29 protein-coding genes are annotated in these 22996 nt (G+C 65.7%); 13 read left to right on the top strand and 16 right to left on the bottom strand.

All coding sequences use genetic code 11. The features are described 5' to 3' along the window. Positions 1-6 precede the first annotated feature (6 nt). From NBT81_RS07545 to NBT81_RS07525, 5 genes are all read right to left on the bottom strand, one after another. The gene (locus tag NBT81_RS07545; RefSeq protein ID WP_338742222.1) at positions 7-1122 is read right to left on the bottom strand and encodes a GLUG motif-containing protein; all 1116 of its coding nucleotides are present in this window, start codon (positions 1120-1122) and stop codon (positions 7-9) included. A gap of 84 nt (positions 1123-1206) precedes the next feature. Continuing rightward, the gene (locus tag NBT81_RS07540) at positions 1207-1590 is read right to left on the bottom strand and encodes a VOC family protein (protein ID WP_338742220.1); all 384 of its coding nucleotides are present in this window, start codon (positions 1588-1590) and stop codon (positions 1207-1209) included. Between the two features lie 79 nt (positions 1591-1669). Next, the gene (locus NBT81_RS07535) at positions 1670-1966 is read right to left on the bottom strand and encodes a DUF3006 family protein (protein ID WP_338742218.1); all 297 of its coding nucleotides are present in this window, start codon (positions 1964-1966) and stop codon (positions 1670-1672) included. Then, the gene (locus NBT81_RS07530) at positions 1959-3386 is read right to left on the bottom strand and encodes a lamin tail domain-containing protein (RefSeq protein ID WP_338742216.1); all 1428 of its coding nucleotides are present in this window, start codon (positions 3384-3386) and stop codon (positions 1959-1961) included. Before NBT81_RS07530 ends, NBT81_RS07535 begins: the two co-directional genes overlap by 8 nt. A gap of 42 nt (positions 3387-3428) precedes the next feature. After that, positions 3429-4778, bottom strand: coding sequence for a DEAD/DEAH box helicase (locus NBT81_RS07525; RefSeq protein WP_338742214.1), 1350 nt, complete (start codon positions 4776-4778; stop codon positions 3429-3431). Between the two features lie 51 nt (positions 4779-4829). On the opposite strand from NBT81_RS07525, the gene NBT81_RS07520 reads away from it, so the two are divergent. The 4 genes from NBT81_RS07520 to NBT81_RS07505 all read left to right on the top strand — a co-directional run bounded on the left by NBT81_RS07520 (position 4830) and on the right by NBT81_RS07505 (position 7668). After that, positions 4830-4994, top strand: coding sequence for a hypothetical protein (locus NBT81_RS07520; protein WP_338742212.1), 165 nt, complete (start codon positions 4830-4832; stop codon positions 4992-4994). Between the two features lie 116 nt (positions 4995-5110). Beyond that, complete coding sequence (locus NBT81_RS07515; RefSeq protein ID WP_338742210.1) at positions 5111-5305, top strand: hypothetical protein; 195 nt, start codon at positions 5111-5113, stop codon at positions 5303-5305. A 73-nt stretch (positions 5306-5378) separates the two neighbouring features. Continuing rightward, a complete protein-coding gene (locus NBT81_RS07510; protein ID WP_338742208.1) occupies positions 5379-6500 on the top strand; it encodes a pyridoxal phosphate-dependent aminotransferase in 1122 nt (373 codons plus the stop codon). 100 nt (positions 6501-6600) lie between these two features. Then, complete coding sequence (locus NBT81_RS07505) at positions 6601-7668, top strand: mechanosensitive ion channel family protein (RefSeq protein ID WP_338742206.1); 1068 nt, start codon at positions 6601-6603, stop codon at positions 7666-7668. A gap of 161 nt (positions 7669-7829) precedes the next feature. Here the strand turns inward: NBT81_RS07505 and NBT81_RS07500 are convergent, their stop codons facing one another. Genes NBT81_RS07500 through NBT81_RS07490 form a run of 3 tightly spaced genes read right to left on the bottom strand, consistent with a single transcriptional unit; the run spans position 7830 to position 11323 of the window. Beyond that, positions 7830-9011: a redox-regulated ATPase YchF gene (locus NBT81_RS07500; RefSeq protein WP_338742205.1), complete on the bottom strand. Its 1182-nt coding sequence runs from the start codon at positions 9009-9011 to the stop codon at positions 7830-7832. Positions 9012-9053: 42 nt separating this feature from the next. Then, on the bottom strand, positions 9054-10415 hold the full coding sequence (locus NBT81_RS07495) for an MEDS domain-containing protein (RefSeq protein ID WP_338742204.1): 1362 nt from the start codon (positions 10413-10415) through the stop codon (positions 9054-9056). A gap of 56 nt (positions 10416-10471) precedes the next feature. Next, on the bottom strand, positions 10472-11323 hold the full coding sequence (locus tag NBT81_RS07490; protein ID WP_338742202.1) for an acyltransferase: 852 nt from the start codon (positions 11321-11323) through the stop codon (positions 10472-10474). A gap of 101 nt (positions 11324-11424) precedes the next feature. On the opposite strand from NBT81_RS07490, the gene NBT81_RS07485 reads away from it, so the two are divergent. Then, on the top strand, positions 11425-11622 hold the full coding sequence (locus NBT81_RS07485; RefSeq protein WP_338742201.1) for a DUF5800 family protein: 198 nt from the start codon (positions 11425-11427) through the stop codon (positions 11620-11622). A gap of 5 nt (positions 11623-11627) precedes the next feature. Here NBT81_RS07485 and NBT81_RS07480 read toward each other — a convergent pair whose 3' ends face one another. The 3 genes from NBT81_RS07480 to NBT81_RS07470 are packed head-to-tail and all read right to left on the bottom strand — an operon-like array spanning position 11628 to position 13987. Further along, positions 11628-12368, bottom strand: coding sequence for a dolichyl-phosphate hexose transferase (locus NBT81_RS07480; RefSeq protein ID WP_338742199.1), 741 nt, complete (start codon positions 12366-12368; stop codon positions 11628-11630). Positions 12369-12410: 42 nt separating this feature from the next. Beyond that, positions 12411-13166 carry a ribonuclease H-like domain-containing protein gene (locus NBT81_RS07475; protein ID WP_338742198.1) on the bottom strand — a complete coding sequence of 252 codons (756 nt, stop codon included), beginning with the start codon at positions 13164-13166 and terminating at the stop codon, positions 12411-12413. A gap of 44 nt (positions 13167-13210) precedes the next feature. Further along, entirely contained in the window at positions 13211-13987 is a 777-nt protein-coding gene (locus NBT81_RS07470; protein WP_338742197.1) for a hypothetical protein, read from the bottom strand. Positions 13988-14303: 316 nt separating this feature from the next. On the opposite strand from NBT81_RS07470, the gene NBT81_RS07465 reads away from it, so the two are divergent. Then, on the top strand, positions 14304-14591 hold the full coding sequence (locus NBT81_RS07465; protein ID WP_338742196.1) for a hypothetical protein: 288 nt from the start codon (positions 14304-14306) through the stop codon (positions 14589-14591). 3 nt (positions 14592-14594) lie between these two features. Beyond that, positions 14595-15116, top strand: coding sequence for a metalloregulator ArsR/SmtB family transcription factor (locus tag NBT81_RS07460; RefSeq protein WP_338742195.1), 522 nt, complete (start codon positions 14595-14597; stop codon positions 15114-15116). On the opposite strand, the gene NBT81_RS07455 is transcribed toward NBT81_RS07460, so the two are convergent. Genes NBT81_RS07455 through NBT81_RS07440 form a run of 4 tightly spaced genes read right to left on the bottom strand, consistent with a single transcriptional unit; the run spans position 15117 to position 17167 of the window. Beyond that, entirely contained in the window at positions 15117-15737 is a 621-nt protein-coding gene (locus NBT81_RS07455; protein WP_338742194.1) for a hypothetical protein, read from the bottom strand. After that, positions 15737-16024 (bottom strand): thrombospondin type 3 repeat-containing protein, encoded by a 288-nt coding sequence (locus tag NBT81_RS07450; protein WP_338742193.1) that lies wholly within the window; start codon positions 16022-16024, stop codon positions 15737-15739. The genes NBT81_RS07455 and NBT81_RS07450 overlap by 1 nt, the downstream gene beginning before the upstream one ends. Continuing rightward, entirely contained in the window at positions 16008-16877 is an 870-nt protein-coding gene (locus NBT81_RS07445) for an FAD:protein FMN transferase (RefSeq protein ID WP_338742191.1), read from the bottom strand. Before NBT81_RS07445 ends, NBT81_RS07450 begins: the two co-directional genes overlap by 17 nt. A gap of 5 nt (positions 16878-16882) precedes the next feature. Continuing rightward, positions 16883-17167 carry a hypothetical protein gene (locus NBT81_RS07440; RefSeq protein WP_338742190.1) on the bottom strand — a complete coding sequence of 95 codons (285 nt, stop codon included), beginning with the start codon at positions 17165-17167 and terminating at the stop codon, positions 16883-16885. 314 nt (positions 17168-17481) lie between these two features. On the opposite strand from NBT81_RS07440, the gene NBT81_RS07435 reads away from it, so the two are divergent. Both NBT81_RS07435 and NBT81_RS07430 read left to right on the top strand, forming a co-directional pair. Continuing rightward, positions 17482-17829, top strand: coding sequence for a helix-turn-helix domain-containing protein (locus NBT81_RS07435; RefSeq protein ID WP_338742188.1), 348 nt, complete (start codon positions 17482-17484; stop codon positions 17827-17829). A 10-nt stretch (positions 17830-17839) separates the two neighbouring features. After that, on the top strand, positions 17840-18121 hold the full coding sequence (locus tag NBT81_RS07430; protein WP_338742186.1) for a DUF7521 family protein: 282 nt from the start codon (positions 17840-17842) through the stop codon (positions 18119-18121). 32 nt (positions 18122-18153) lie between these two features. On the opposite strand, the gene NBT81_RS07425 is transcribed toward NBT81_RS07430, so the two are convergent. Then, positions 18154-18963 carry a high-potential iron-sulfur protein gene (locus tag NBT81_RS07425; RefSeq protein WP_338742184.1) on the bottom strand — a complete coding sequence of 270 codons (810 nt, stop codon included), beginning with the start codon at positions 18961-18963 and terminating at the stop codon, positions 18154-18156. A gap of 868 nt (positions 18964-19831) precedes the next feature. Between NBT81_RS07425 and NBT81_RS07420 the strand changes: the two genes are divergently transcribed. The 4 genes from NBT81_RS07420 (at position 19832) to NBT81_RS07405 (ending at position 22787) form a co-directional block, all read left to right on the top strand. Next, positions 19832-20524, top strand: coding sequence for an SOS response-associated peptidase (locus NBT81_RS07420; protein ID WP_338742183.1), 693 nt, complete (start codon positions 19832-19834; stop codon positions 20522-20524). A 182-nt stretch (positions 20525-20706) separates the two neighbouring features. Next, on the top strand, positions 20707-21090 hold the full coding sequence (locus NBT81_RS07415; RefSeq protein ID WP_338742181.1) for a DUF5805 domain-containing protein: 384 nt from the start codon (positions 20707-20709) through the stop codon (positions 21088-21090). 35 nt (positions 21091-21125) lie between these two features. Next, complete coding sequence (locus NBT81_RS07410; RefSeq protein ID WP_338742524.1) at positions 21126-22100, top strand: tyrosine-type recombinase/integrase; 975 nt, start codon at positions 21126-21128, stop codon at positions 22098-22100. 183 nt (positions 22101-22283) lie between these two features. Further along, the gene (locus tag NBT81_RS07405) at positions 22284-22787 is read left to right on the top strand and encodes a hypothetical protein (protein ID WP_338742180.1); all 504 of its coding nucleotides are present in this window, start codon (positions 22284-22286) and stop codon (positions 22785-22787) included. Positions 22788-22996: the final 209 nt, after the last annotated feature.

The following is a 22996-nucleotide window of genomic DNA, read 5'->3' as shown; positions in this document are numbered from 1 at the left end:
CCCGCGTCAGAGCTCGATCTGGGTCTGGGTGGGTATCGCCGCCAGGAGCGGCGGCCGGTTCCCGAAGTCGGGGCCTCCGATCACCCAGTCCTCGTCGAAGTCGAGTCCGGACATCGTACTCCGGGCGCTGTCGCCCCGCATCTGCTCGCGGGAGAGACCGTCGATGTCCGACTTGACTCCGTCGTTTTTGCCGATGCCGACGGAGAGTCGGGTACCGATGTACCCTTCGTCCCAGTACGCGGTTTCGACCCGGCCACTCGCCGCGTTGTAGCCGACGAGTCCCCCGAGGTTCGTATCCCCGCTCACCCTATCGAGGGCGTACGAGGCAGTCACCGAACCCTCGTTTTTTCCGGCGATACCCCCGACGTTTCGTCCGCCAGCGGCGTTGAACCTCGTGTACGTCAGCGCGATGCTGTCGGTGTTGCGGCCGGCGATGCCGCCGACGTTTCGTCTGTCACTGGAGGACGATTGCCCGTCGGCGGGGAAGATTTGGCCGTTCACGGCGCAGTTCGATATCGACCCCTCGTTCAGGCCGGCAATGGCGCCCATATCGTTCGGTCCCCTCACGGTCCCGGTAGCGTACGACCCGGTGATGGTGCCACGGTTCCGGCCGGCGAGCAGTCCCACGCCGGATTCGCCGGTGACGTCGGCGCCGGAGACGCCGAGGTTCTCGATACGGGCGTCCTCGCCGACGACGCCGAACAGTCCGACGTTCCGGCCGCCGTCGATGTCTATCGTGTGGTCCCGGATCTCGTTGTTGCCTCCGTCGAACGTGCCCGTGAAGGGTTCGGCGACGGAGCCGATGACGATATCGTTCCACTTGTCCGGGGCGGCCGACGGCGAGAGTTCCACAGTGCTGACGAGTTCGTACGTCCCGTCGAGGGGGAACTGGTCGTTATCCGGGTCGGCGAGACTGTCGAGATGACGGGGGAACCTGAGTTCTATCGGTTCGTCGTCAGGCGGGTCCGATCCCCCGTCGTTACCGTAGAGCCCGGGGTTGAGGCCGCGGAGCGCCCCGTCGAGGCGCCCCCTCGTCTCGTCCGGGAGGTCTTCGGCGGCGACGCCGTCGGCCCTGGCGAGAAACGACTCGATCCCGTACGGCGGGCCGTCGTGTTCGGTCATCGACGGGACCGAACTTGGGCGGTGATTGTCAACATGGCACGTCACACGAGTGTCATCTGTATTAATAATCGTTGCGACGGCCGATCACTCCCGGTCGTAGCGTGCTATCTCGACTAAATTGCCGTCCGGGTCCCGGACGTAGACGGACGTCATCGGCCCGACGGCACCTGTCCGCTCGACCGGGCCGGTGACGACCTCGATCCCCTGCTCGCGGAGTCGCCGCTCGACCTCCTCGATGGGCGTCTCGGTGAGCAGGCAGAAGTCGCCGCCGCCGGGCGTCGGGTCGCCCGCGACGTGTGGCACGTCGTTGTCGATGGGATGAAGGTTGATCTTCTGGTCGCCGAAGCGGACGGCCCTCCGGTCGTCGCCGAAGGTCACCACCTCACCCCCCAGTGACTCGTAGAACACACAGGTCGTCTCGACGTCCTCGACGGTGAGGACGAAGTGGTCGATACCGGTGAACTTCACGGCCGGACCGCCTCCGAGTGCATGGGTCACCCTCGGTCGGCGCGTACAAATAGCTCCGGACGGCGTCGGCGACCCCCGCCTACGACTCCTCGTCCGGCGGGCGCTCGGAGAGGCGGTCGAACCGGTCCTGTGCTCGCGTTGCCCGGTCGTCGGTCCGGTCGGCGTCGTACTCCGTCTCGGTCAGTTCCCCGTCGACGACCGTGACCCGCAGGACCGCGTCGTTGCGTCGGGCGTCCTCGGGCAGGGCCTCGGTGTCCAGTATCGCGTTGCCGGCCTCCTCGCCGTCCCGTTCGAAGAAGACCGTCGCGAACCCGTCCTCGACGGAGTCGACAACTGCGGTGTACCGGCCGTCGGCCAACGCCTCGATATCAGTCATACGTCTCCCGAAGGGCCGTGTCATCGTTACTGTTGTGCACGATAACCGTGTCGCCGTCGTTGTTCCAGACCGGTGACCCCGATCCCCAGTACAGGTCGCCGCCGCCGTCGGTTCCCGTGCCGGTCCGCAGCGTCACCGTCTCGCCGGGGCCGAGCGTGTAGCCGTCGGGGAACGCGTACGTTCGGCCGGCCGCGTCTTCGACGGTCCAGCCCGTGAGGTCGAGTGAGTCGTCGCCGGCGTTCTCGAAGACGACGTACTCGTCGTCGAGGTTCTCGCGGTCGTCGCCCTCGGCGTCGGGGTGCACCTCGGCGAGGGCCAACTCACCGCCGGTCGGGACGTCGGTGCCGCCGTCGGTCGCCGTCGGGGCGGACGGGGTGAGGGCCGCGCTCGACCCGCCACCGAGGCGGGTACGATCGGCGACGGGGCTCTGGTTTCCGGGGTCGATCGGGTCACCGTCCCGGAGGTCGAGCGGGGCCGTCGGTGCCGCGGCCTGTGTCCGGACGGACACTCCCCGCCCGTCGCTGACGAGGACGACGTCGCCGTGGGTCGCCGTCCAGTAGATCGGCAGCGAGCGATCGGCGAAGCGCCGGAGGGTCTCGCCGGTCGGGTGACCGTACCGGGAGTCGTACGCGCTGGAGACGACGACCGCCCCCGGCCGGACCGCGTCGAGGAAGGGCCCGGTCGAGGAACTCGACGATCCGTGGTGACCCGCCTTCAGCACCGTCGACCGGAGTCCCTCGCCGTACGTCTCGGCGAGGTAGGCCTCTTGGTCGTCCTCGGCGTCGCCAGTGAAGAGGAAACTCGTCTCGCCGTGGGTGAGTTTCAGGACGACACTGTTCTCGTTTCTGGCCTCGTCTTCGAGGTAGGGGTCGGGCGGACCGAGGACCGCCACGTCGACCCCCTCGAACCCGATGTCGTCGCCCTCGCGGGTCTCGTACAGCGTCACGTCGTGGGCCTCGACGGCGTCGAGGTAGCGGCCGTAGGTCTGCGTACTCGCCGCGATACCCGGATCGTAGACGGCGCCGATCCCGTCGGCCTCCGTCTCGAAGTGCTCGATGATCGCCGCGTTGCCGCCGATGTGGTCGGCGTCGTTGTGTGAGACGACGAGGTGATCGATGCGCTGGATGTCGTGGCGCTCCAGATACGCCAACACGTACGCGCCGTCGTCGTTGTAGTGGCCGGTGTCGATCAGCATCGTCTCGCCGGTCGGCCCGACGACGAGCGTGCTCACCGACTGGCCGACGTTGACGAAGTGGACCTCGAGTGTTCCAGTGGGGGCGCTCGCCGCCGTGTCGGTCGCAGTCGTCGGTTCCGACGTCCCGTCGTCGGAGTCGTCGACCGGTCCGGCACCGCCACAGCCGGCGAGGACGACGAGGAGGGCGACGAGGGCCACGCGGACCGTCCGCGACGCTGGAAGCATGGGTCGACTACGGGGTTCGACGGCAAAGGGAGTTCGCCCGGTCTACCGCCTTCGCTCGGCGACCCGTTCTTCGGCCGTCTCTGCGCTGACTACCTCGTAGAGGATCGCCCCCCGGCCGTCGGCCTTCGGCCGGAGGATCCGCCCGAGGCGCTGGGTGAACTCGCGTTCGCTCCCGCTGCCCGAGAGGATGACGCCGACGGCGGCGTCGGGGACGTCGACCCCCTCGTCGAGGACGTTCGCGGCCACGACCCGGGTGTAGGTCCCCTCGCGGAAGCGATCGAGGATCGACCGGCGCTCGCTCGCTCCCGTCTCGCTCGTGATCGCCGGGAAGAGGAACCGCTCGGAGAGTCGGTAGACGAGGTCGGTGTGGGCGGTGAAGACGATGGTCCGCTCGTCGCGGTGGCGCTCGAAGATCCGCTCCAACGCGTCGACCTTCGCGTCGGAGTTCATCATGATCTCGCGTGCCTCCTGTTTGGCCAGGAGCGCCTCCCGTGCGCGGGGATCGGTCCCCGACCGCTTGACGAGTTCCCGGTAGTCGCTCCCGCTCGACAGGGAGAGCCCGGAGGTCCGGAGATAGTCGACGAAGGTGCCCTGTGTCTCGTCGTAGGCCTCGCGCTCCTCGGGCGTGAGTTCCACCTCCACCCGCCGGAGTTCGTAGTCCGCGAGGTGGTCGCCGGCCAGGTCGTCGACCGAGAGGTCGTAGACGACGGGGCCGACGAGGTCCGCGACGACCGTGTGTGCGCCGTCGGGACGCTCGAACGTCGCGGTCAGGCCGAGGCGGGCGGGCGCGGGGAGCAACCGCGCGATATCGCGGTAGCCCTCGCCGCCGAGGTGGTGGACCTCGTCGAAGACGACGAGACCGAAGCGGTCGCCGACCCCGTCGGCGCGGAGATACGCCGAGTCGTACGTCGCGACGGTGATCGCTTCGAGGGTTTGCTCGCCACCACCGAGTTGTCCCACCGGAACCGCGAACTCCGTCTCGAGTTCGCGCCGCCACTGGTGGAGGAGGTCGACGGTCGGGACGACCACGAGCGTCGGCGTCGACAGCAGCGCGATGGCCCCGACGGCGACGACGGTCTTCCCGCTCCCGGTCGGGAGTTCGAGGACACCCCGGCGGTCGTTGTCCTTCCATGCGTCGAGCGCCGCAGTCTGGTACGCCCGGAGGTCGTACGTCGTCGACAGGGCGAGGTCGGGGAGGTCGAGAACTCGGTCCTCGTAGTCGACGCCGGCGTCGTCGAGCGCCGCGACGAGGTCGGCGTACCGGTGGGCGGGGGCGCGGAGGGTCCGACTGCGGTCGTCCTCGGTCAGGGGGAGGTCGGCGACACCCGGCGGGTCGGGCACCTCGCCGTCGAGGGTGATCGTCCCGTCGTCGTACCGGACGCGGAGGGTCACGGTCGGGATTGGAGGGGTGGAATTAAATGCGCTCCGCCCGGCGAGTCGATCATGGGTTCCGAGGACCTCGACGCCGAGGTGGAGGCGTTCCTCGCCGCCGCCGAAGGCGTCTACGACGAGTACGACGACGGCTACATCGACGCCGACACCGCGCTGTCGCAGTTGGGCGACCACGTCTCGACGCTCCGGGACGCCCACGAGGACGATCCGGAGTAGGCGGACGGAGACGACTCGCGGGGTGGGACACGCATCCAGCGCGTGAAGCGCCCGTCACCCGCAACTCCGACAACGTGCTCCTTTTTGCGTCCGGGCTCCGAATCGGCCGGTGTCTCATGGCACCCATCACCATCCGATCGGCAAACAAGGTCAGCATGGTTTCGACGCTCGTCGACGCCGCGGTAGCGTTCGCCCGTGGACGGCGAAAGAGCGGGCTCCTCCTCCTCGGGGCGGCCGCGCTCTCGTCACGAATACCCGGGCTCGGGACGGCCGTTTCGGTGTTCCTTCGGATCGCCCGGAGGCTCCGATAGGGTCGCTCGGTTCGTCGCCGGCGACGGGTCAGAAACGGGAACACCTATGCCGGACCGGACCCGGTACGAGGGTATGACCGAGTTCTCCACGCGCGTCGAGTCGATATCCATCAGCGGCATCCGCGAGGTGTTCGAGGCGGCCGGCGAGGACGCCATCAACCTCGGCCTCGGCCAACCGGACTTCCCCGCGCCGGACCACGCGAGGAGGGCGGCCGTCGACGCCATCGAGGCCGGGAAGGCCGACGCCTACACCGAGAACAAGGGAATCGCCTCGTTGCGGGAGGCCATCGCCGAGAAACACGCCCGCGATCAGGGCGTCGACGTCGACGCCGGCGACGTCATCGCCACCGCCGGCGGGAGCGAGGCGCTCCACCTCGCGCTGGAGGCCCACGTCGACGCCGGCGAGGAGGTCCTCATCCCCGACCCGGGCTTCGTCTCCTACGACGCGCTGACGAAACTGACCGGCGGGACGCCCGTACCGGTCCCGCTTCGCGACGACCTGACGCTCGACCCCGCCGCCGTCGAGGACGCAATCACCGACGACACCGCCGCGTTCGTCGTCAACAGCCCCGGGAACCCGACCGGCGCGGTGTCGCCCGAGGAAGACGTTCGCGAGTTCGCCCGCATCGCCGACGATCACGACGTGGTCTGTGTCTCCGACGAGGTGTACGAACGGTTCGTCTTCGACGGCGACCACCACTCGCCGCTCTCCTACGCCGACACCGACAACGTCGTCGTCGTCAACGGCTGTTCGAAGACCTACTCGATGACGGGGTGGCGGCTGGGCTGGGTGACCGCCTCGACCCGCCGAATCGAGCGGATGCTCCGTGTCCACCAGTACGTCCAGGCCTGTGCCTCCGCGCCGGCCCAGTACGCCGCCGAGGCGGCACTCACCGGGCCACAGGAGGGCGTCGACGAGATGTGCGAGACGTTCGAAGAGCGCCGAGACCTAGTGCTCGACCGTCTGGAAACGATGGGCCTCAACGTGCCGACCCCCGAGGGCGCGTTCTACGCGATGCCCGAAGTGCCCGAGGGCTTCGTCGACGCCTGCCTCGACCGGGGCGTGATCGTCGTGCCCGGCGAGGCGTTCGGCGACGCGGGCGCGGGCCACGCGCGCATCTCCTACGCCACCGACACGGAGACACTCGAGGAAGCGCTCGACGTGATGGAGCGCGTGGTGGCGGAACTGGAGTGACGGCGCTTGGAAGCGACGACTCCGTCGAAACCCCACGAAGTGGCCGATACGGTCGTCCTGGACGCCAGAATTATGTGAAGCGGTGTTGTGGAATGGTACCATGGCTCTCGGAACGGCGCTGTCGGACAGCTACCTCGGGAGCACGCTCCCGCAGTACTTCCTGTTTTTCGCGGTCGTCGGTGTCGGGGCGATCTTGGGGCGGTCGCTGGGTTACTTCTACAGGCGACGACTCAAACGGGCAGTCGAAGCGACCGAGACCGAACTCGACGACATCATTGCCCACGCGCTCGGCGGTCCGGTCGTCCTGCTCGGGGTGATCGCCGGCGTCGCCTTCGGGCGCCGATTTCTCACGCCCGTCGAACCGCTGGCGTCGATACTCGGGATCGGGGTCGACATCCCCATCGTGGTCGCCCTGGCGTGGATCGCCGTCAGACTGACCGACGGTCTCATCGAGACCTACATGATGGAGTACGCCGAGCGGACCGAATCGAAACTCGACGACGAACTAGTGCCCATCGTCAGCAGGGTCACGAACATCGCCATCGTCACCACGGCCGGAATCGTGATCATGGACACCGTCGGCTACGACGTGACCGCGATCATCGCGTCCCTGGGTGTGGGTGGCATTGCCGTCGCGTTCGCCTCGCGAAAGACGATGGCCGACGTCTTCGGCGGGGCACACATCCTCACGACGAAGCCGTTTCTCGTCGACGACGTCGTCGATATCGACGGGACGGCCGGGACGGTCGAGGAAGTTGGCCTCAGAACCACGCGGCTGCGGGACTTCGACGGGCGGACGATCACGCTCCCGAACTCGACGATCGCCAACGCCGAGATCACGAACATCACCTCGGAGGGAAGCCGGCGAATCACGACGTTCATCCGGCTCAGTTACGACACCACCCCGGCGGAGATGGAGTCGGCGCTCGATCTGATCGAGTCGACGACGAACGGCGTGGACGGGGTAGACCCCGAGCGGACGGGGGCGTGGTTCTGGGAGTACGGGGACGCGGGCATGAAGATCAGGCTGGAGTACTACATCGCCGATCTGGCGCGATGGAAGGCGGTGAAAGACGGCGTCAACCGGGACATCCAGCGGGCGTTCGACGAGGCGGATCTCGAGATGGCGGTGCCACCCCGGACGTTCGGCGTCGGAGCCGCGACGTAGTCGGCCCACCGGAACGACGATCACACGGACCGGGGGCGACCGAACCGAAAATAAACTCGAATAAACTGGCCGAAGTGGCGCGAACACTACATTAAACTATCCACGCGTCGTGAGTTGGGTACCCGCTGGCGACTCGGTCGATCCCTCTCTCCCCACCCCGCTCAGTTCGCCGTGCTGACGATTTTGATAACGTCACCCTCGCTCAGTTCGTGGTCCTCGCCGATTCGCCGGTCGGACCGCGCGTCGACGGCGTGGAGGTAGCCGTCGCCGATGTCCGAGTGGATGGCGTACGCGAGGTCCGGAGGGGTCGATCCGCGCGGAAGCAGGACGGCGTCGGGCAGAACCGTTCCGGAGCCGTCGGTCCACTTCGTCTCGTTTTGCACCGGGTAGACGGTGACGTGGTCGAGGAGGTCGTAGACGGCGTGGTCGATGGCGGCTTGGACGCCGGTGCCGCCGTGGTCGGCCATCACCTCGCCGATGCGCTCCAACCCCTCGCGCTGGGCGTCGGTCACGTCGCCGACGATGCCGAACTCTCGGTCCCCGGGGTCGTAGTCGACGACACCCGCGTCGCTCGCGGTCCGGAGGGCGAGTTCGCCGTCCGCCGTCGTCGGGATCACGGGCCGGTCGGTCTCCCGGAGGCGGTCGACGTTCTCCGGGGGCGCGACGTCGACCTTGTTGGCGACGACGACGAGCGGTTTGGTGCGCGCCCGGATCGCACGGGCCAGCGCCGCCCGGTCCTCGTCGTCCCACTGGATGGGATCCTCGGGGTAGTCCAACTCCCGGAGGCTGGCGGTCACGTCGGCCACCGTCGCGCCAAAGCCCGTGAGCAGGTCCGTCAGCGTCTCGTCGATGTCGAACTCCGGCGAGCGCGACTTGCGCTCGACTCCCTCCCAGTTGCGGTCGACGATGCCCGCGAGCCACTGGTCCATCTCGCGTTCGACGAAGTCGACCTCCTCGACGGGGTCGTAGTCGCCCACGTCGACGGGTTCACCCTCGGCGTTCGTCCCACCGGAAGCGTCGACGACGTTGAGGATGGCGTCGGCGTTGGTGAGTTCGTCGAGGAACTGGTTGCCGAGGCCTCGGCCCTCGTGTGCGCCGGGGACGAGTCCCGCGACGTCTAATAGTTCGACGGGGACGTACCGCTTGCCGTCGTGACAGCGCTCGTTGCCACACCGCTCGTCGCGGGCGAGACAGGGACAGTCGGTTCGGGCGTGGGTCACCCCGCGGTTGGCGTCGATGGTCGTGAAGGGGTAGTTCCCCACGTCCACCTCGGCCCGCGTCGCGGCCCGGTAGAACGTGGACTTGCCGGCGTTGGGCTTGCCGGCGAGCGCGAGAGAGAGCATAGGGGACGTGGGCGAGTCGGCGGCAATTGCCTTTCGGTCCGATTATGCCTCGACGGGACGCAGGTCGATGGCGATCCGACACTCGTCGGGGTCGCCGCCGGGGAACCGGAGCGTCCCACCGAAGTTCTCGACGATCCACTTCACCAGCCAGAGCCCCAGACCGTGGCCGTGGGACAGGGGCGTCTCGATCCCGCTCCGGAGTGCACGCCGGTCGCGTTCGGGGATCGGCTCCCCGGGGTTGTGCACCTCCACGGTCACCAGGTCGTCGGTCCGGGAGACCGCGATCGTCGCGGAGCGGTCGTCCGCAGTCCCGTGGACGACCGCGTTGGTGAGCAGTTCGACCAGCGCAGTCCGGAGGTGGACGTCGGCGAGGACGGTCGGCGCGTCGGCCACGTCGACCGTGATGGACACCTCGGGGTACGTCTCGTGGACGTCGGCGACGGCGTCGGCGACCGTCTCGCCGAGGTCGATCCGATCGATCGTCGAGTCGGCGAGCGTCCGCTGGACGTAGCGGGCCTTCTCGGCGCGGTCGACGATGCGGGTCGTGACGCGCTCGACCGTGGCGAGACGCTCGCGGTCGGCGTCGTCTAGCGCCTCGCTCTCCTGGACCGTGGAGACGTTGCCGAGGACGACGTTGAGGTCGTTCCGGATGTCGTGTCTGAGGATGCGGTTCAGCACCGAGAGGCGCTGTTCGTGGCGCTCGAGCCGCCGCCGGCTCCGGGCGATGTCGTAGGTCTGTTCGAGCATGAGCGCGGCGTTCGGCTCCGGGTCGTCGACGCCGGCGTGTTCCTCCGGCGGGACGTAGTAGGGGTTCCGACAGAGCGTCTCCCGGTAGACGACGTACTCGTGGCTCCGGAGGGCCGTGGCGATGGCCTCGTCGTCGAAGTCGTCCAAGCCGTACTGACAGAGGGTCACGGCCGGCAGGTCGGCGCGACGGGCGTCGAACGCCGCCTCGAACGCCGCCACGTCGTCGAAGTCGTGCTCGGTTCGGTAACACCACGAGTTCTCGCCGACGGCACAGAACCCCTCGTGGTCGTCGTCGACGTTCTCCGCGGCCGTCGCGAGCGCCTCGACGATCCGGTCGACGTCGAGGTGGCCGCCTTCGAGATACGCCTCGGCCGCCGGCCGAACCCGCAGATCCCCGGCGTCGAACCGGGCGTCGACGTCGATGCCGGCCTCGCGGAACCGACGGAACACCTCCTCGGGGTCGGTGTCGTCGGTCAGATAGAGACACTCGTACTCCCGCTGGAGCGCGCTCGCGACGAAGGCCGCCGCGACCCGGAGTTGCGATTCGGGGGAGTCGTAGAACAGCGCGACGTGGGCACCGGGGTCCAAGTCGTCGAACTGTGCGCGGATGTCGGCGTACCGACAGTCGGCCGCGACGACATCCTCCCGGTTTGGCATACGGGCAGTCGTGTCTCTGGCGTCATGAACCCTGTGAAATAGCCAGAACCGGCCGTTCACTCGATTTCACGGCCGGCGTCGGGGCGGCGGATCCGCATCTCGCCACGGGATCTGATCGAGCCGTCGACGACGGCGTCCTCGTGGAGGTCGAGGTCAGTACACGAGACGTCGCCGAGGATGCGCACCCCCTCGTCGAGACGGACCGTCCCGCCCCGGGTGGTCACGTCGCCGTGGATGCGCGTGCCCGCGCCCACGGAGACGTCGCCACGGGCGCGCAGACTCCCGAAGACGTTGTCGTCTTCGCCCATCTCGATCGACTCGGCGCGGATGTTGCCGTGGAGGCGGCAGTCGTCGCCCACCTCCGCGGCCGTCGAGACGCGCCACGAGTCGTCGGAGACGTCGCTCCCGCGGGGGATCACCAGCGGATCGTCCGGGGCGTCGCCGCCGAGTGCCTCGGCGATCCCCTCGGCGGCGTCGGTCTCGCCGACCCGCAGGAGTTGGGAGAGGACGATGAAGTAGAACACGAGCGTCGGGACCGGATTTCGAATCACGATCCAGCCGTTGGCCTCGAACCCCTCGTCGATCTCCACGTCGTCGCCGATGTCCAGATCGCCCGAGACCATCAACTGGCCGCCGACGTGGACGCGTTCGCCGAGGTAGGCGTCGTCGCCGACGAGGACGTTGCCGGCCACGTCACACCACACATCGAGCCGGCAATCGCTCTCGGCTTCGATGTCGCCGCCGAAACGGACGCGCTCGCCCGCGACGACGTTCCGCCCGCGGACGCCGAACTCGACGGTACTCTGGCCGCCGACGATCACGTCGCCGTCGGTCACGAGGTCGTGTTCCTCGACGGTCGTCCCGTCGGGGATCTGCAGCGAATCGAGCGGATCCCTCCCGAGTGCCACGCGCGTTCGTAGACGCCGCTATTATTAAAACGGCCGTCAGACGCCCGTCCGACGGCGGCCGGAAGGGAGGGGTTTTCACCGACGACCGACAACGACCGCACATGACAACGCTCGCTTTCGACGAGGACGGCGTCGACGTCGTCTACGAGGGGACGGAGTTCAGACTGGAGAAGGCCCTGATCGAGGACGCGATAGAGAAGTCCTACCCCGACGTGACCGACCACGAGGTGTTACAGATGGTCGAGGAGGACCCGACCCTCGGCAACGAACCGCGGCGGATCGGCGATATCCTGCGGTAGAACGGTCAGTCGCTCCGCGACGCCTCGACACCCTCGGTCGTCGCCTCCGACCCGCTGTTGGTCCGACCGAGGCGTTCCTCGATACCGACCCGGAGGATGGACTTGGCGATGGCGGCCCCACCCCGGAAGGGGTCGAGTTTCGTCTCGCCGGCGCGCTCGTCGTAGTCGATGGTCGTCTCGGTGACGCGGTAGTCGCGGGCGACCGGCCGCATCAGAAGTTCGGCCGACAGACCGGTGTTCTCGGTCCATTCGATCCGGTGGAGGAGGTCACGGCGGTAGGCGCGCATGCCCGTGGTAACGTCGTGGAGGCGTCGGCCGAGCAGGAGGCTGGCCAGCGCCGCGAAGAGTCGGTTACCCAGCCGGTTGAGTGGCGGCATCGTCTCCGGACCGGGCGTGATGCGGTCGCCGCTCACGACGTCGTACCCCTCGTTGATCCGGTCGAGGAAGTCGGGCAGACGCTCCATCGGGTAGGTGTCGTCGCAGTCGGTCGTGACGACCACCGGACGGTCGGACGCGAGTACTGCCTCGCGCACTGCGACGCCGTACCCCTGTGGCTCCTGTTCGATCACGCGCGCACCCATGCCGCGGGCGATCTCGGGCGTTCGATCGTCCGATCCGTCGACACAGACCATCTCGGCCCGCCCGTCGGTCACGCGCTCGATGTCGGCCAGCACGCTCCCGATCGCTGCTTCCTCGTTGTACGTCCCCATGACGACGGCGACGTCGTCGAAGGTGTACTCTCCCATACCCTCATCTGTGAGTCCGCCCACTTGAGCTTTTAGGTTTGCCTAAAACGTCGCGTTGGGAGGACAGCACGCCTCGTGGAGACGGTCGGTGACCACGTCAGCCAAGGTCCGGAGGTTCTCGGTGTCCTCGCGGTTGTACGAGACGAGCGTGTCGAGTGCGGCCTCGTCGCCGCGTTCGTACTCGCGCCAGAGGCGGACGGCGTCCTCGCCGGCGAGGTCGGGGCGGTCGCGGCCGATCCCCACCTCCTCCTCGATGGCCTTGAGACCGCCGGTCAGGTCGAGGCGACGGCAGGGGTACATCAGATCGAGGTGGGGCGCGGTCACCTCGAGGTCGAAGGCGTCCTCGAGGAAGGGGACGTCGAAGCGCGCGCCGTTGAACGAGACGATCAGGGGGGCGTCCGCGAAGCGGTCGCGGAGTCGGCGAGCGTCGAGGTCGTCACTACGGATCAGCGTCTCGGTGTCGCCGCCGCGGTGGACGCTCACCGTCGTCACGTCGTGGCGGGCGGAATCGAGGCCGGTGGTCTCGATGTCGAAGAAGAGCGCGTCGTCGCGGAAGTTCTCGTAGAGTCGCCAGCGCTCGCCCGAGGGGAAGGAGTCGTCGAAAAAGCGGGCGTCCTGCCGACGGAGGTGGTCGGTCGCCACGTCGACGAACTCCTGGATGCGGTCGGCGGTCGTCGGACCGACGGCGGAGACGGAGCCGTCGAACTCCTCCCAGTGGGTGATTCCGGCCTCCCAGAGGCGGCGCTCGGTCGTCTCGCCGACGCCGCGGACCGGGATGAAGCTGTTCTCGATGCGCACGGATGGGGGTGAGCGACCGGGCGACAAAAACCTCGCGTTCGCGGTCAGTCGGCGAGCGGCGACGGTGTTCCGTCCGGGGACGACCAGCCGTCGGGCTTCAGTTGGACGTACGCACGGGCACCGACGGCCACGCTGAAGACGCTGATCGCCGCCCCGAGGACGACCGTGATTCCGGTGGAGACGAGCGACGGGACGCCGGCGAGGTCTAGGACGAACGCGGGGACGGCGCTGGCGAGGCCGACGGCGACGAGGGCCACCAGCAACAGGAACACGCGCAGGCGGTCGCCGGCGGTCAGCGCCCACCCGTCGCGGAGCGCGTCGAGGGCGTTCTTCCCCTCGACTATCACCTCGAACTGGACGAAGTAGAGCGCGACCGCGAGGTAGATGCCGGGGACGATCAACAGCATCACTCCCAGACCGATCAGGACGTTGACGACGAAGCCGGCCACGAGGGCGTTGAGGACGACCCACGCGAACCGGCGGGTGACGCCGGCCGGAAGGGAGCGCCGGGCGTCGGCGACGAACGTCCGGATGGCGACGACGCCGACGGCCTGTGCGGCGACGATCTGGACGAGAAAGAGCGCCGCAGCGACCGGAAGCCCCAGCCCCAACGCCAGTGGGCCGCCGGCACCCTCCACGGCCGCCGTGGATGCGGCGGGGGCGACGGCCCGGAGGGCGTCGGTGACCGCGAGCGCCAGGGTCTGGGAGGTGACGGTCGAACTCACGCCGACGGCGAGGTAGGCGACGCCGAGGAGGGCGGCGACGCGCGTCGGGAGCCGACCGAGTCCGTCTTCGATAGCGGCGGCGACGTCGAGTGACATGGAGACGTGTCGGCGAACGGGGCGGACCCGTATATAGATAGGGTCGACTGACACGTTCGGGCAGCCGACTGCCTCGACGAAAACGACCGCAGTTTTCTCCACCGTCCCCAGCGACCGGGAGGTCACGCTCCCGTGTTCGGCGATACTCGGCCTCCGGCGGCCGTGTTCCCGGCCACTGCGGACGTTACGACGGACTTCACGACACACGGGATGGATTCGACGGTTGGACGGCAATCGTTTTGCCGTACACCGCCATCCATCGAGGTGTCCCGATCGCCGAGTGTGTCGCACCGGTCGTGTGTACAGATAGTAACGTATGTCACTCGCTCAACTCCTCGAACAGTACGTCAGTCTCGGTATCTTCGTCCTCGCCGTAGGGCTCAGCCTCCTCAGCCTCTTGGCGTGGCGACGGGAACGTGATGTTCGCATGCGAATCGTCTCTCTGGGGTACGCGATGTTCGCCGTCTACGGACTCATCGTGTTTCTCGAGTATCCGTTGCTCCCGTATTTCCCGTACGCAACGCTCGAATTGCTCGAACACGGGAGCGCGATCCTGATTCTCGCTGGCCTCCTGGCGTTTTTTGTCGCTCTGACGCGGGACTGAGCAATGTCGGATCGTGATCTCGAACTGGCCTCACGACGGACGATCTACCAACAGATAGCCGACACGCCGGGAGTCCACTCTCGTGCGCTCCTCGACGATCTCGAGTACGCGCAGGGAACGGTCCAGTATCAGCTCCGGTGGCTCGGCGACGAGGGTTTGATCGACGTTTCGGACGACGGCAAGTACACGCGGTACTATCCGGCTGCCGAGTTCGACGAAGCCGATCGGACAGTGATGAACGCCCTGCGACGGGAGTACAGTCGCCGCATCCTCGCACACCTTCTCACGGACGGCCCGCTCTCGACGGCCGAGCTAAGCGACCGTCTGGACAAGGCCAAATCGACCGTTCCGTGGCACCTCTCGAAACTCGCCGAGGCCGACCTCGTCACGAAAGAGCGCGACGGCCGGAGTGTCGTCTACGAGGTCAGCGATCCCGACCGGGTCGAATACCTCTACACGATTCACCGGCGCTCGTTCACTGACAAAATCGTCGACCGTATCCTGGATCTCTGGGACAGTTACTAGCTATAGTAGCGTTTGTAACTGTCCGCACACCTGATCGAACGCTGTCATGCGATCAGGTGTGTGATGACTTACAAAGGCTACTATAGCTGTCGCGCCTACTGGTATCTCACGAAACACCAACAGGCGCAACAGGAGCACGTACACGAGAAACGCCACCGAGGGGCCCAGCAGGGGACGGACGAGCCCCGTCAGGTCGGTGCCGATCGCTGCAGCGTGGATCGTCCCGAACGCGAAGCCAGCGTACGCGAACGAGTGGACGACGCGTGGTCCCCACGGCCGCTGGAACCGTTTCGCGTCAGTAAAGCCAAGCACTGCGACGACGAGCATCAGCAGAGCGCCCGCGCCGACGGCGACGCCGCCGAGGAAGTACGGCGTCGAGTACGCCGGTGCTGGGACCTGTCCGGTGACGACGAACCATGCGTCGAGGACGCCGAGCCCCGTGTGTAGCAGCGTGACGACCGTCGCGAACACGGATAGTTCGATATGGACGCGTCGAACGGCCTCGTGGAGCATGCCGAACGACCCCGTACTGTAGAGGATGCCCGTGAGAACCGCCAGATACAGCGAGGGGTACGTGACGAGCGCAGCACCGCGGTCGAGGAGCCAGACGAGTCGTGACATTACGATGCCCCCGTCGTTTCGACGACGTCCGGACAGCCATCCGAGTCCTGGAATCCGTTCGTCGTTTCCGGTCGTGTCGGACACTCGTCGGCGGAGTCGTTGATGCCGTCCCCATCGTAATCGGCTGGTGCCTGTCTCGTCGACACGGTCCGATCGACGAGGTCGCTTTGCTTCTCTTCGGTCGTCTGGGCGGCACGCACGTCCCCGATCTGCCAGAGGGCAGGGACGGCCACCACTAAGACGACGATGGCCACGGCGGTGATTCGTTGCTCACGTGTCCAAGACATGTGTGTCGAACCCCTCCGTCGTATGAAAGACGCCGTCGTGGACGATGAGTGCCTCCAGTCTCTCCCACTCCGCTGCTACGTCGCGTGCCTCGACAAGTGGGAGCGCCGCAAGCGTCGTCGCCAAGGCGTCGGCTTCCATACAGTCCCGGCGCGCCACGACGGTGACGGACTCGTGACGGGAGCCGAGCGACTCGGTGGTCGGATCGTAGACGTGGTCAGTGCCGTCTCGCGAGCGTCGGTATCCACCGGACGTCGCGACGTACCAGTCCGTGTCTAGGATCTTCAGCGGTGTGTCGTCACCGTACGGGCTCTCGATAGCGATCGGGCCCGTCGGTGGAGACATATCTCCACCCCCACTGACGAACCCGCGCCGACCGAGACCGGTGATTGCCTCGCTGGCCCGGTCGACGATGTACCCTTTCGCGAGACCGTTGAGGTCGAGTTCGACGTCGGTTGTGACGTGCGATCCGCTGACTCGGACGGTTCCGGTATCGAACGCCGTCGGTGGTGTTTCACTGTCACCACGCGAGAACGTTTTGAGGTCGTGTTCGACGCGGCCCTGGTGAATATCGAACACCCCTCCGGTCCGGTCGTTGTATTCGAGCCCACGCCGGACGATACGGGCGACGTGTTCGTTCGCGACCTCGCCTTCGCGGTTGAGCCGGCTGGCGGCACTGGCCTCATCGAAGGCGTTCAGTTGCGCTTCGAGTGACTCCGCTGTTTCTCGAGCCGCAGTCGCCGCAGCGTCGGCCCGGATGCCCGTCGCCTGGATCCGAAACGTCGTATCACAACACCCGAACTCGCGGTGGGCGTCTCCGAACCGTTCGGTGACCGAGGCGAGCGATCCCCTCATCTCACTCACTCTTCCTCGTCTTCTTCGTACTCCTCGCCGTCTTCGTACTCCTCGTCCTCGTAGCCGGACTGCGTCCGAACTGCTGGGGTGAAGTCCCGGTTTGGCGTCGGGGCATCGGCAGCGACCACCTGTGGTGTGTCCGACGCGGTCGTACTCGGGGAGTCCGCTTGCTCGCCAGCCTGCGCGAGGTCCCCACCGGATATGGCGAGACCGCCGGCGACGGTGGCCGTGAGGAGGGCACCTGCGAGCGCGAAGGCGACGAGTTTGTTGTTTGGGACTGGAAGTTGCACGATCAGCGACACCCCGCTGTAGAATCGCCGCCTTCGACGTGTCGGTCGTTGCGTTCTGCCATTGCAAATGGCGGATGGAGACGGCCCCGTTAATCCGTTCGCGTCCAACCTTCGAATCTTCGTACAGCTATCGAATCGATTCGATGTTGGCCGATCTCGTCCGAGACGCACGGACTGGGGAGCGTTCGTCACGAAGACGTGGTCCCGGCCGTGGACTCCGGTATCGCCCGCCTCGTGGGCGTCGTTGCCGACGGCCGATAGGGGAACGTACGCAAAACGTATGTGGATCCGTGTCAATATGCCTGGTAAAAATTATGGACAGCATACAGACAGACCGGCTGTTCAGCGTCCTCGCAGACGAAACGGCGCGTGAGATATTCGGTCTCGTCTCGGACAGTCCCCGGTCAGCCCAGGACATACACGAACGGTGCGAGACCTCGTTAAAGACGGTCTATCGTCGCCTCGAGGCTCTCGAGGATGCCGATCTCGTTTCTACGATGACACGCCCGGGAGAGCAAGGCCCGTACACGGTGTACGTTTCGACCATCAACGAGATCGATATCAGTATCCACCCCGACTCGAAAGACGTAGATATCGCCGTGCAGAGAGACGACGACGACGTCGACCAGTTCATCAGCATTTGGGACGAGTTACAGGAATGACACTCCACACATGCTCATAGATTCGATCCTCCTTCTCAGCCGGATCGTGGCGGTTCTCCTCTCTCTCAGTATCACGGCCACGAGTTACCGGGCGTATCGACGGACCGCTGAGGAGACGTTCCAGTATACCATGATCGGATTCGCCATTCTCGGAGCCGGACTCGGCATCGAATCGTTCCTACTGCGGGTGGTCCCGCTCACACTCTCCGAAATACACGCCATCGAGTCGTTCGTGTTTATGCTCGGATTCGTCGTGCTCTACCTCTCGATAAATGGCCGCCCCGCAACGTAGTCCCGACCGGCGTCGCCGGTCGAGAGCGCCGGTTACTCCTCGTGCTCTGCGCTGACGTGCTCCCAGAGGCTACACCAGTCTTCGATCGCGATGTATCCTTCGACTTTCGCACAAGCGCCCCATCCGTCTCCATTTTTGTCCGGGATGAACTCGGCACAGTTCCCGCAGGACTGTCCCGGTTGTGCCATCCCGTCGGCTATCGCTTCGACCGATTCTGTCAGGCTCACTTCTTCGTGTGTGAGCAACTCCTCGAGAACGCGTTCCTCTCCCCCCTGCGAGGATGCCGTTCGATACTCGTCCGGAACCTCGGCCGTGGCTAGCTCGTCTTCGTTCATGCCCTCGGGGACCGAGGGTTCCGGCAATGATTCGTACACCGTACACCAGTCCGCCCCGTCGATGTAGCCGTGGACCTCCGCACAGGCACCGAACGTGTCGCCGTTTTTGTCCGGAATGAAGTCCGCACAGTTTGCACAGCAGGTGCCCGGCTGGTGTGCGTCTCGTTCCCGTGCCTCGTCGAATTCCGAGAACTGTACGTCCGCCTTCGGGGTGAGGTTGTCGCCCTGTCGATCCTCACCGCCCAGGGACACTGAGGACTGGTAGACCTGTGGGACTGGCCCCTGTTCGAACTCTTCCTCGGAGACTCCATCCGGGAGTTCCTCCTCGTGTTGGTCGCCCTCCTCGCCCTCCTCGTCCGACGGTGCCTCCGTCTGTTCGGTATCCGCCTCCGTGTCGGGCTGACTCCCGTCGGTATCCCCGCCTCCCGTACATCCCGCGAGTCCGACGAGTGTGGTACTGCTCGTCACCTGAATGAATCTGCGCCGTGTCTTGTCGGGTGATCTCATACCACGACCACGGTCTTGCGGGGATATATCTCGGATGGGGATTGTCAGCTTCTGTCAAAAGGGACCAGGGATCGAGACGATTGCGCCCACCGGCGAACGCGTCTGGTCCCTCAACGCAGGCAGCCTACGAACGCGGGGTCTCCGTTCGATGAACCATGGGTTCGGAGGATAGGCTGGACTACAAACAATCCGCCCGATATTCTGGTTGATTCACGATCTCGACAGTATCCGGGACGACGTTAGGCGTTCATGGACGCCACATTAGTCATAAAATTGATATAAGAAACAAAAATACGATTTCAGAAGACAGCTGGCGCTACCGATTCAGAAGCATATGCCGAATTGTTAGGCCAGGTCGTCAAGCGGATCCCACGTATCCCGGAAAATCAAGATGACTGAGGATGCGAGAAAATCCGCCAACGGGAGGACCGTCTCGAGCCGGTCTTCGTGTGGCCCGCGGCCGTAGTCATCAATTGCTCACTAGCCAGTGTTTTCAGTGAATGATCGACGACACGCCACATATTGTGCAGCAGGCAGCTGAACACGAACGTAAAGAACCGCATCCGGTAGTCTGTAGAAGCAATCGATGGTATCAGCGACTTGATTATTTTGTATTCAACCCCAGCGTCGCATCTTTCCGAATATCGATTCACTAAGCCTTCCGCATCAACTGGCGTCACGCTGTCGCGGTTCGTTGCAAAGATCGCGTACCCAGTATTGTCGGTATGTCGGAGGATCGAATCGTCACGGTCTGCCGGCACATGCATGAACGAGACCATCGCTATTCGTATAGCGGTATAGAGTTTATTATTCGTGGGGCACGGGCCGTCGCCGACCGGTTTATGCCGCCGCCACCCAAGGGCGTGGTATGTGCGGTCGGTACACCCTGTTCACGCCCGCGGCGGAGTTGGCCGAACGGTTCGACACGCGGACGCCGGACCTCGACCCACGGTACAACTGCGCGCCCGGTCAGGCCCTCCCGGTGATCACCGGCGACGACCCGGATCGGATATGCGATCACCAGTGGGGATTGATCCCGCCGTGGGCCGACGAGGCGTCGACGGACCTGATCAACGCCCGCGCGGAGACGCTGACGGAGAAGCCGAGTTTCGCGGACGCAGTCGAACACCGGCGGTGTCTCGTCCCGGCGGACGGGTTCTACGAGTGGGTCGATCGGGACGAAGGGAAACGACCGTACCGAGTGGCGTTCGAAGACGACCGACCGTTCGCGATGGCCGGGATCCACTCGCGGTGGGAGCCACCGACCCGCCAGACGGGACTGGGAGAGTTCGGGGACGGCAGTGCGTCGGCCGACCCCGATCCCGTCGACACCTTCGCGGTCGTGACGACAAAGCCCAACGACCTGATCGCCGACCTCCACCACCGGATGGCGGTCATCCTCGACCCCGAAACGGAGTCGACGTGGCTCCACGGTTCCGTCGACGAGACACTCGACCTCCTCGACCCGTATCCCGCGGACGACCTGACCGCCCACCCGGTCTCGACGCGGGTGAACGATCCGACGGTCGACGACCCGTCGCTCGTCGAACGAGTGGCGTGATCCAGAGGAGTTCGTGAGAAAATTGTATTTGTGAGAGTAGACACATCCACTATCTGAGCCAGTACTAATTACACAAATATATCAAAATTGTCCGGCAAAAAATAGCCCCGCTATCACATCTAAAGACCCTTATCTCCGTCTGTGGGACTACTTTGAAGTGATCGGCGTCCGAGGGACAAGTCATGGGAGACGACGACAGCGTCGCGGTGAAGACGTACGTCCCACCGTACCAGAAGGAGCGGTGGCGGGAACACGCCGACCGTCTCGGCATGAGTCAAAGCGAGTTCGTCCGGACGATGGTGCAGGCCGGGCGGCGGGACTTCGAGGTGCCCGAGCGACCGGCCGCAGCGGCGAAATCCGAGGAATCCGGTAAAGCACCGACTTCGGCACTCGAACCCCGGGTGAAAGAACTCCTCGACCCGGAGGACGGCCGTTCGTGGGACGACCTGGTCGAGGGATTCACGGAGGACACCGAGGACCGACTGGAGTCGGCGCTCGACGCCCTCCAAGAGCGAAACGTCGTCACCCACGAGAGAACGGGGTACGTTCTGCGGGAGGAGCCGTGAGCGATGCCGACCCCGTGGGCTACTTCCTGCAGGACATGACCTACCACGGCAAGACCGACCGGACCAAGCAGGCCTACGAGCGTGTCCTCCGGGAGTTCGAGACGTTCCTCACCGAGGAGCGCGGCGTCGACGACCCCGCGAACGCCGAACACAGGGACTGCATGGCGTGGATTCACCGTCTCCGGAACTCCGTCGCCGAGAGCACCGTCGCGACCTACGCCGCGTACCTCCACCGGTTCTACGCGTACATGACACAGGTCGGGACCTTCGAGTCCAACCCGATGACGCTCGTCGTCGAAGAGATGGACGAACGCATCAACACCGACCCGACCCGACGGGAGATATCGATTCCCGAGATGCGCGACTTCCTCGCTTCGATCGATCACCCGCTGGATCGGACGCTCCTACTGACGATGCTCAAAACCGGCGTCCGAGTGGGTGAACTGTGCAATCTGGATCTCCGAGACCTCTCGATCCCGACGACGCGGGACCGAATCGACGTGTCGGTCCGCCCCCAACTGGACGGCCGGGGGAATGCCCTGTTCGTCGCGGCCGACCGTGCCGTCGGCGACGAGATCGACGGCGAGCGACGGACGGCGGCGAACAAGCGCAAGCGGGCGACGGTGATTCCCGTCGACGAGGAACTGCGACGGTCGCTGGTCCGCTGGTTGGCGATCCGGCCGGATCCCGTCTCGCAGGCGGAGCCGCTCTTCGTGAGCACCGGCGACGGGTGGGGCGAACGTGTCACACCACACGTCGTCCACCACATCGTCGAGGGCCACGCGAGCGAGCGTGGCTGGCACCGCGAGGGCGGTGGCGCGGAGGAGAACGTCACACCCCACTACTTCCGTCACTTCTTCACCACCCACCTCCGGGACCGGGCCGGCGACCGCGGCATCGTGAAGTACCTCCGTGGCGACGTCGCCAGCGACGTCATCGACACCTACACCCACGACTGGGGGGACCGCGTCCGCCGGACGTACGAAGAACACATCTACACGCTTGCGTGAGCGGACCGATAAATCGTATGTCGCGATATATAATTACGGGCGACTCGATCGGGCAGGCCGAACCTCGGCCGGTGAAAGGTCGACAACACTCGACTCGTCAGCCTGAGACGATACCCGAGCCACCACCGGACCGGTCGATAAGTAGAGTAAAATATAATAATCGACCCCGCGAACGCGTGGTCCGTGCTGTTCGATATCGTCGATAACATCCACGACCGCCTCGGATCGGGGGACGATTCCATAGCGATGGAGGAGTTGGACAAACCGGACGGCGTGACGGCCGGGCGCGTGACGGACGAACTCGAACGCGCACTGGCGAACGGGGACCTCTCCGTCGAACGGAGTGGGTTCGACGACCGATCGGCGCTCCTCGGGAGCGTCGACCCCGTGGTACGGGACTACCACGAGTACTACGAGTCGCTGGACCTATTCAACCAGTTCGAGGCGATGTGGGAATCCGACGAACACCGTACCTACGCGGCGGCGGTCGACGACCGGGTAGACGACGACGTCGTCGAAGCGGTCGAACGCCGCAAGCCGGAGGTCGTATCGATACTGAAAGGGTTCGGATCGGCGGATACCGTGGAGTGGATTCGTGACTTCGCCGAACGATATCCGGCTGTCGGGTGTCTCGTCAATTTCGTACACGCGGAGTCGAAACTCGAAGAGCACGGCTACCTCGAGTGAGCGGGGTCGACGGACGGCGGCGAACGAGCGCAAACGGGCGACGATGGGTCCCGCCGACGATCGTATCAGAAACAATATAGTAGATCGTACTGCCAAATTCAATATGTCTTATACGGTCCGGCCGACAGCGACGCGTCCGAACCCGAAGAGTTCCCCAACCACCGTTCGTGAGAAGTGAACCGACGGCGTCTGCTCCCAAGATATCGCCG

Source organism: Haloplanus sp. CK5-1, assembly GCF_037201915.1.
Taxonomy (GTDB): domain Archaea; phylum Halobacteriota; class Halobacteria; order Halobacteriales; family Haloferacaceae; genus Haloplanus; species Haloplanus salilacus.
Note: the sequence above shows the minus strand (reverse complement) of the source record. Positions and strands in the feature narration are given on the sequence as shown.

Excerpts from the sequence above, each read along its gene's own strand:
- NBT81_RS07545 (WP_338742222.1), bottom strand. The coding sequence starts at position 1,122 with ATGACCGAACACGACGGCCCGCCGTACGGGATCGAGTCGTTTCTCGCC.
- NBT81_RS07535 (WP_338742218.1), bottom strand. The coding sequence starts at position 1,966 with ATGACTGATATCGAGGCGTTGGCCGACGGCCGGTACACCGCAGTTGTC.
- NBT81_RS07530 (WP_338742216.1), bottom strand. The coding sequence starts at position 3,386 with ATGCTTCCAGCGTCGCGGACGGTCCGCGTGGCCCTCGTCGCCCTCCTC.
- NBT81_RS07520 (WP_338742212.1), top strand. The coding sequence starts at position 4,830 with ATGGGTTCCGAGGACCTCGACGCCGAGGTGGAGGCGTTCCTCGCCGCC.
- NBT81_RS07515 (WP_338742210.1), top strand. The coding sequence starts at position 5,111 with ATGGCACCCATCACCATCCGATCGGCAAACAAGGTCAGCATGGTTTCG.
- NBT81_RS07510 (WP_338742208.1), top strand. The coding sequence starts at position 5,379 with ATGACCGAGTTCTCCACGCGCGTCGAGTCGATATCCATCAGCGGCATC.
- NBT81_RS07505 (WP_338742206.1), top strand. The coding sequence starts at position 6,601 with ATGGCTCTCGGAACGGCGCTGTCGGACAGCTACCTCGGGAGCACGCTC.
- NBT81_RS07500 (WP_338742205.1), bottom strand. The coding sequence starts at position 9,011 with ATGCTCTCTCTCGCGCTCGCCGGCAAGCCCAACGCCGGCAAGTCCACG.
- NBT81_RS07495 (WP_338742204.1), bottom strand. The coding sequence starts at position 10,415 with ATGCCAAACCGGGAGGATGTCGTCGCGGCCGACTGTCGGTACGCCGAC.
- NBT81_RS07485 (WP_338742201.1), top strand. The coding sequence starts at position 11,425 with ATGACAACGCTCGCTTTCGACGAGGACGGCGTCGACGTCGTCTACGAG.
- NBT81_RS07480 (WP_338742199.1), bottom strand. The coding sequence starts at position 12,368 with ATGGGAGAGTACACCTTCGACGACGTCGCCGTCGTCATGGGGACGTAC.
- NBT81_RS07470 (WP_338742197.1), bottom strand. The coding sequence starts at position 13,987 with ATGTCACTCGACGTCGCCGCCGCTATCGAAGACGGACTCGGTCGGCTC.
- NBT81_RS07465 (WP_338742196.1), top strand. The coding sequence starts at position 14,304 with ATGTCACTCGCTCAACTCCTCGAACAGTACGTCAGTCTCGGTATCTTC.
- NBT81_RS07460 (WP_338742195.1), top strand. The coding sequence starts at position 14,595 with ATGTCGGATCGTGATCTCGAACTGGCCTCACGACGGACGATCTACCAA.
- NBT81_RS07455 (WP_338742194.1), bottom strand. The coding sequence starts at position 15,737 with ATGTCACGACTCGTCTGGCTCCTCGACCGCGGTGCTGCGCTCGTCACG.
- NBT81_RS07450 (WP_338742193.1), bottom strand. The coding sequence starts at position 16,024 with ATGTCTTGGACACGTGAGCAACGAATCACCGCCGTGGCCATCGTCGTC.
- NBT81_RS07445 (WP_338742191.1), bottom strand. The coding sequence starts at position 16,877 with ATGAGGGGATCGCTCGCCTCGGTCACCGAACGGTTCGGAGACGCCCAC.
- NBT81_RS07435 (WP_338742188.1), top strand. The coding sequence starts at position 17,482 with ATGGACAGCATACAGACAGACCGGCTGTTCAGCGTCCTCGCAGACGAA.
- NBT81_RS07430 (WP_338742186.1), top strand. The coding sequence starts at position 17,840 with ATGCTCATAGATTCGATCCTCCTTCTCAGCCGGATCGTGGCGGTTCTC.
- NBT81_RS07425 (WP_338742184.1), bottom strand. The coding sequence starts at position 18,963 with ATGAGATCACCCGACAAGACACGGCGCAGATTCATTCAGGTGACGAGC.
- NBT81_RS07420 (WP_338742183.1), top strand. The coding sequence starts at position 19,832 with ATGTGCGGTCGGTACACCCTGTTCACGCCCGCGGCGGAGTTGGCCGAA.
- NBT81_RS07415 (WP_338742181.1), top strand. The coding sequence starts at position 20,707 with ATGGGAGACGACGACAGCGTCGCGGTGAAGACGTACGTCCCACCGTAC.
- NBT81_RS07410 (WP_338742524.1), top strand. The coding sequence starts at position 21,126 with ATGACCTACCACGGCAAGACCGACCGGACCAAGCAGGCCTACGAGCGT.